Raw genomic sequence first — 6137 nt, forward strand, 5'->3', positions numbered from 1 at the left:
GCAATGGCTGCGGCCCGGCCGCAAGCAGCGCCGGCTGCTCATCGCCGCGCTGTTGCTGGCCTGCATGCCGATACGCCTCAGCGTGCTGGCGCGCGGCGAGGTCGCGCCGCAGGACCCGGTGCTGCTGCGCGCGCCGCTCAGCGGCGTCATTGATCGCATCCAGGTGCAGCCCAATCAGCGCGTCAAGGCCGGCGATGCCTTGTTCGACCTGGACGCCACCTCGCTGGCCGGCCAGTTCGCGATGGCCGCGCGCGAACGCGACGCCGCCCAGGAAAGCTTCCGCGCCAGCGCCCAGCTGGCGGTCACCGACGACAAGGGCAAGCTGGCGATGGCGCAGGACCGCGCCAAGCTGGAAGAAAAAAGCATCGCCGCCGAATACACCGGTCTGGAACTGCAACGGTTGCACGTCACCGCGCCCAATGCCGGCGTGGTGGTGTTCTCCGACCGCAACGACTGGCAGGGCAAGGCGGTGACGGTGGGGGAAAGGGTGATGACGCTGGCCGATCCCGCCCACGTGGAGCTGGCCGCCTGGCTGCCGGCGGCGGAAGCCATCGATGTGGCGCCCGGCGGCAAGATCACCCTCTACCCCAATGCATCGCCCACCGAATCCTACGACGCGGAAATCATCCGCGTCGCCTACAAGGCGGAAGCGGTGGAGGGCGGCCTGCTCGCCTACCGGCTGCAAGCCCGCTTCGTCGGCGGCGACAAGCCGCGGCTGGGCCAGATGGGCACCGCCCGCGTCTACGGCGACTGGGTGCCGCTGATCTATTACGCGCTGCGCCGGCCGCTGACCGCGGCGCGGCAATGGCTGGGGTGGTGAGCATGAAGCCCTCCATCTTGCCCGCATTGCGTCAGGAACTGACGCTGCATCCCGGTCCGGTGCAAGCCGATGGCGCGCCCAGCTGGACCTTGCACGATCCCTGCGCCAACCGCTTCTACCAACTGGGCTGGGCCAGTTTCGAAATCCTGTCGCGCTGGCAGCTGGGCAGCGCCGAGGCGGTGCTGCAGGCGGTCAATGCCGACACCACGCTGCAACTGGGCGCGGACGATATCGACGCCGTGCTGCTGTTCCTGTCCCGTCATCAACTGCTGCAAGCCGCCAGCGCCGAGCAGAGCGCTTGGCTGTGGCAGCTGCGCGAGGGGAGCCGGCCTAGCCATGCGATGTGGCTGCTGAAGAACTATCTGTTCTTCCGGGTGCCGCTGCTGCGGCCGGAGGCCTTGCTTAATCGCCTGCTGCCGTGGACCGGCTGGCTGTTCCAGCCGCGCTTCTGGTTGGCGATGGGCGGGGTGCTGCTGCTGGCGCTGGCGTTGGTGTCGCGGCGCTGGGACGAATTCACCCACACTTTCTCCGCCTACGGCGGCCTCAGCGCCGCCATCGGCATCGGCCTGTCGCTGAGCCTGGCCAAGATATTGCATGAAATGGGCCATGCGCTGACCGCGCGCCATTTCGGCTGCCGGGTACCGGCCATGGGCGTGGCCTTCCTGGTGATGATGCCGGTGCTCTATACCGACACCAATGACGCCTGGAAGCTCAATAGCCGGCGCCAGCGCTTGCTGATAGGCGGTGCCGGCATGCTGGCGGAGCTGGTGTTGGCGGCCTGGGCCACGCTGTTATGGAGCTTTCTGCCGGACGGCCCCCTGCGCGCCGGCGTGTTCCTGCTGGCCACCACTACCTGGCTGGCCACGTTGGCCGTCAATGCCAGTCCCTTCATGCGCTTTGACGGCTACTTCCTGCTGGCCGACTACCTGGGTCTGCCCAATCTGCACAACCGCGCCTTCGCGCTGGCGCGCTGGCGGCTGCGCAAAGCGCTGCTGGGCCTGGACGACCCGGTGCCGGAACATTTCCCCGAGGCGAGGCGGCGCGGCTTGATCCTGTTCGCCTGGGCCACCTGGCTGTACCGGCTGGTCTTGTTCCTGTCCATCGCCTTTCTGGTCTACCACCTGTTCTTCAAGGCGCTGGGCCTGCTGCTGTTGGCGGTGGAGCTGGGCTGGTTCATCGCCCGGCCCATTGTTGGCGAACTGATGGTGTGGTGGCAGCGCCGCGCCGACTTGCGCTGGTGCCGGCAAACCCGTCGCAGCGCCGCGGCATTGCTGATCCTGAGCTTGGCGCTGATTCTGCCGTGGCAGCGGGAAGTGGCCAGCCCGGCGGTGCTGGGCGCCTTGCAGTCGCAAGGCCTGTATGCGCCGGCGGCCGGCGAGGTGGCCGAAACCTTGGTGCGCGACGGCCAAAGCGTCAAGGCCGGCCAGGTGCTGGCGCGGCTGCATTCCTCGTCGCTGGAGGCGCAATTGGCGCTGGCCAGCGCCCGCGAGCGCGACCTGGCCTGGCAGACCGCTCAGCAGCCGTTCGATCCGGAACTACAGCAGCGCGGCCCGGCGCTGCGCAAGCAATGGCAAGTGGCGCAGGAACAAGTGGCCACTTTGCGCCAGCAGATGGCGCGCCTGACATTGACGGCGCCGTTCGCCGGCCGCGCGGTGGATGTCAGCGACGCGCTGCGCGCCGGCACCGCGGTGGCCGAAGGCGAGCGCCTGTTGGACGTGGTGGGGCCTGATGGCGTCAAGGGCGAAGCGTTTATCGACGAAGCCGCGCTGTCCGGCCTCAAGCCAGGCCATGTCGCCCGCTTCGTCGCCGATGGCGGTGAATTCCTCGGGGTGGAGTGCCGCTTGGGGCAGATCGACCGGCTCAATCTGCCGCTACTGGACCAGCCTTTGCTGGCGTCCACCTATGGCGGGCCGATACCCACCGAGCAGCGCGAGCATGGCCTGGTGCCCTTGGCCGCCACTTTCCGCGTGCGGCTGGAACAATGCGAGCGCCGCGGCGCGCCGTTGCGGGAATTGGCCGGCGTGGCGCGTTTGCAGGGGGAGCGCTACAGTTTGCTGGAGCGAGGGTTGCGCCAGCTGCTGGCGGTTTTCCGCCGGGAGGGCGGGTTGTAAGAACCTGTTCAAAGTCTGCTGCGCTTCGGCGATACGGCGTTGAAAACAGCTTCGAAATGCTCATGTACCGCTTGTACATTCCGCTTTCTCAGCTGTTTTCGCCTTGTCTCGCTCTTGCTCGCGAGACTTTGAACAGGTTGCAAGAAGCTGTGTACGATCTGCTGCGCGTCGGCGGAATAGTTAGACAAGGGCGTTGAAACCCGCTTCGAAATGCTCATGTACCGCTTGTACATTCCGCTTTCTCAGCCGCAGCGTCTTGTCTCGCCCTGGCTCGCGAGATGGTAAACATGTTTCAAGACCGAGTTTCGCCTGATTCGCAAGACCATGCGCGCGTTGGCGCGTAGAACGACAAGGGCGCGCCGCCGGCGCGCCTTGCAACAGGTTTTGGAAAGGAGCCGTTCACCATGTCCGCATTCTTGAATACCTCGGCGCTGGCCGACGGGTTGCGCCTGCGCCCGGCGCGCCACAATGACGAAGCCTTCATCGGCCAGCTCTACCGCAGCGCACGCCCCGATCTGCAGCTGATCGATGGTGAAGACGAATTGATACGCACGGTGCAGGAGCAGCAATATCAGGTGCTGCAGCGCGGCGCCGGCGATAACTACCCGGACGCGATGCACTTTGTCATCGAGAAGACCGGTACCAATATCGGCGTGGTGATGGTGGATTTCGGTCACAACGAGGTGCGCATCATCTTCCTGGCCATGGCGCCGGAGGTGCGCGGCCTGGGTTATGGCAAGGAAGTGTTGATGGGGCTGCAGCAGGCCGCCTGGCAAGTGCGCGCGCCGCTGGCGGTGGTGGTGTGGCACAGCAATGTGCAGGCGCGGCGGCTTTACCACCAATTGGGCTTTGTGCTGGAAGAAGCCGGCGACATGGCCGACAAGCTGGTGTGGCGACCGGAGCGCCATTCGCCGCAGGGCGAGGCGCGGGTGGGCTTGTAATATTTTTGCCGGGCGCGCCGCCCGGCCGGAGTCTTTTCCTTTTTATCCGTCCGCCGGCCGCCCATGGGCTGTCGGCAGTCCGGCTCAATTGAACGGCAGCTGGAAATACGCCCGCGCCGGATCACGTCCTGCCGGAATCACCCGGCCTATCCACACCAGATCCAGCCGTATCGCAGTGCTGTGCTCGGTGGCCGGCAGCTCCAGTTGTCCCACCGCGTCGGCCATGTCGGTGGCGCCATCGCTGGCCAGCTCCACCACGAAAGGGGTGCGCCGCGCGCTCTGGTGGGGTGATTGCGCCTGCGGACGCAGTTTGACCGCCTGCACCTGCAGCGCGATGTCGGGATGTTCCGGATTGCGGAAAATGCAGTGTTTGCCAAGCAGGTGCATGAAGTCTTCGGCTTGAACGGTGGCGAGCATGTGGATTCCCCTTATGGAGTGCGGCCGCCGTCCATCTGCGATGGCGGCGGCCGGAGACGGCGCTAAGCCGCGTATTTTGATTATGGACGAACCGGGTACAGACCGTTGATGGCGATGCAGAAGTTCAGCGCCAGGAAGGGGTTGAGCACGCTGACCGGAGTGTTGCCGCCGGTCAAGTCAGTATTGCCGGTGGTGGACAGGCCTTGCACCGACACCGGGTTGTTCAGCGCGGTGGACCAGATGGTGGCCAGGCCAGTACCGGCGCCGGATGCGCCCAGATAGGGGTTGCTGGCGCTGGGCGCGCTGGCCGGCGTGGCCGGCGTCGGCGTGCCGGCGGCGTGGAAGGTCACCGCCATGGAGGTAGCGGTGTGGGAGTGCGCCGGCAGGTTGGCCACGGAAAGCGCCACGTTCTGGGTGCCGCCGAACTGGCCGGGGTTGTAGGCCGGCAAGTTGTAAGTGGGTTGGGCGGGACCGGTGCCGATGGGCATGCGACCGGTCAGATTGGGCAGCTTGAAGTTTTGCGAGGGCGTGCCGCCGTAGAGCGTGCCCAGCAGCGAGTACAGTGCTTCGTATTGCGAGATCTGATAAGTCTGGCCCTGGCAAAGCGCCCAGTCCTGCGGCGCGTAGTTGAAGCCGTAGACCGTGATGGTGCCCATGTATGCGTCCATAGTTCCTCCTTGAGATTGGTCCGCCGGATGTTGGCCGGACGAGTAAAACGGAATGAAGTCATTGTCAGAGGCAGGGGGCCGCGGCATGCCCGCGCGCCGCGCGGCCACGGAGACTGCGGCAGCAAGGAGCGGGCCGTGGCGGCGCGGTTTTCACCGCGCTTGCCCTAGGTGTAGTTCAGCGGACGTATAATGCAATACGCATTAGTACTGGTTCTACTTTTCCATTTTTCCTGCTATGGCCGCCGCGAAGCGGTGGCGTGAAAACCATTCTGCATGTTTGGCGCGGCCGTGTTTAGTGAATGTGTTTAATAGATTGCGGCGGTTTGGCGCGCTGCCTAAGATGGCCGGCATGCCTGTATTGATCGCTCTGTTATGCGGCATCGCCTTATGCGCCGCGCTGCCGGACTTGCCGGACCCGGCCGGCTGCGTTGGGCTGGCGGTGGGCGCGGCGGCATTGGCGGCCTGCCTGCCGCGGCGGCTGCGTCCTTGGGCCGCGCTGGTTCCGGCTTTGCTGCTAGGGCTGGCTTACGCTGCCTGGCGCGCGGAGCTGCGGCTGGTCCAGCAATTGCCGGAAGCCTGGCAGCAGCGGCCGGTGGTGTTTATCGGCGCGGTGCGTGGCTTGCCCTACGCCGGCGAATACGGCACCCGACTGCAGATGGAGGTGGAGCGCACGCTGACGGATGGAGTCAATCTGCCGCAAACCGTGCAGCTGACCGATTACCGTCAGCGGACGTGGCCCTCCGGCAGCCGCTGGCGGGTGGAGGCGCGCTTCAAGCGCAGCCGCGGCACCGTCAATGCCTTTGGTTTCGATGTCGAGCAATGGCAGTGGTCGGAAGGCGTGCAGGCCAATGGCGTGCTGGGCCAGGGCGAGCGTCGCCTGGATGACAGCGTCGCCGCGCTGGCCTGGGTGGACCGCGCGCGCGCGGCGCTGGTGGCGCGCATCGAGCGGGTATTGGGCGACAGCCGGGAGGCGGCGTTGATCGCGGCATTGACGGTGGGCGCGCAGCAGCGGGTGGCGCGCGAGGACTGGCAGTTATTTTCCGCCACCGGCCTGACCCATTTGATCTCGATCTCCGGCCTGCACATCACCATGCTGGCCGGTTTGAGCGCGGCGGCGCTGTCCTGGCTGCTGCGGCGCTGGCCGCCGCGACGGCTGCCGCCCAGGTTGGCGGTGGCCGGG

6 protein-coding genes are annotated in these 6137 nt (G+C 66.3%); 4 read left to right on the forward strand and 2 right to left on the reverse strand.

Annotated features, from left to right (window positions below):
- The 3 genes from LQT98_RS07280 to LQT98_RS07290 all read left to right on the forward strand — a co-directional run.
- The coding region (locus LQT98_RS07280) for an efflux RND transporter periplasmic adaptor subunit (protein WP_231461698.1) at positions 1-820 on the forward strand (820 nt) is incomplete at its 5' end.
- Positions 821-822: 2 nt separating this feature from the next.
- Positions 823-2931, forward strand: coding sequence for an HlyD family efflux transporter periplasmic adaptor subunit (locus LQT98_RS07285; protein ID WP_231461699.1), 2109 nt, complete (start codon positions 823-825; stop codon positions 2929-2931).
- A gap of 404 nt (positions 2932-3335) precedes the next feature.
- The gene (locus LQT98_RS07290; protein WP_231461700.1) at positions 3336-3872 is read left to right on the forward strand and encodes a GNAT family N-acetyltransferase; all 537 of its coding nucleotides are present in this window, start codon (positions 3336-3338) and stop codon (positions 3870-3872) included.
- Positions 3873-3956: 84 nt separating this feature from the next.
- Here the strand turns inward: LQT98_RS07290 and LQT98_RS07295 are convergent, their stop codons facing one another.
- Both LQT98_RS07295 and LQT98_RS07300 read right to left on the reverse strand, forming a co-directional pair.
- Positions 3957-4289: a hypothetical protein gene (locus tag LQT98_RS07295; RefSeq protein ID WP_048410397.1), complete on the reverse strand. Its 333-nt coding sequence runs from the start codon at positions 4287-4289 to the stop codon at positions 3957-3959.
- 80 nt (positions 4290-4369) lie between these two features.
- A complete protein-coding gene (locus tag LQT98_RS07300) occupies positions 4370-4957 on the reverse strand; it encodes a phage tail protein (protein WP_231461701.1) in 588 nt (195 codons plus the stop codon).
- Between the two features lie 349 nt (positions 4958-5306).
- Here LQT98_RS07300 and LQT98_RS07305 point away from each other — a divergent pair.
- A partial coding sequence (locus LQT98_RS07305; RefSeq protein WP_231461702.1) for a ComEC/Rec2 family competence protein occupies positions 5307-6137 on the forward strand: 831 nt, incomplete at its 3' end.

It is taken from the genome of Chromobacterium aquaticum (assembly GCF_021129195.1).
GTDB classification, from domain to species: domain Bacteria; phylum Pseudomonadota; class Gammaproteobacteria; order Burkholderiales; family Chromobacteriaceae; genus Chromobacterium; species Chromobacterium aquaticum.